Here is a 310-nt window from a genome sequence, read left to right as displayed (position 1 = left end):
GGCGGTGGGGCCCGAGGTACGCCGAGAGGGGGCGGGGCCGCGTGGGCGCCGGCGGCTGCCGGGCGATGGGGGCGGGCGAGCCGGTGAGGCGGGCCGCGGCGAACAGCGGGGTGAACGTGTCGGTGTCGAACCCCATGAGGTGGTAGGCGGGCCCGGCCGGGTAGTCGAGTTGCGGGGAGATCCCCTTTCGCTCGACGAACGCCGACGCCAGCGCCGCGTGGAGGTCGCCGAGATCCTGGCGGTCGAAGTGCGCGACCAGGTCGTCCAGGGCGGCCTTCATCGTCGGCACCCGGGAGTCGCCGTGCTTGTA

Annotated in this window: 1 protein-coding gene; it reads right to left on the bottom strand. The window is 74.8% G+C overall.

Going from position 1 to position 310, the window contains the following annotated elements; genetic code table 11:
- Nucleotides 1–310: citrate/2-methylcitrate synthase (locus V5O49_RS00050; RefSeq protein ID WP_332900445.1), on the bottom strand; the 310-nt coding region annotated here is incomplete at both ends.

Source organism: Isoptericola haloaureus (assembly GCF_036689775.1).
In the GTDB taxonomy this organism is placed as follows: Bacteria; Actinomycetota; Actinomycetes; order Actinomycetales; family Cellulomonadaceae; genus Isoptericola; species Isoptericola haloaureus.
This window is presented reverse-complemented; position numbering and strand designations above follow the sequence as displayed.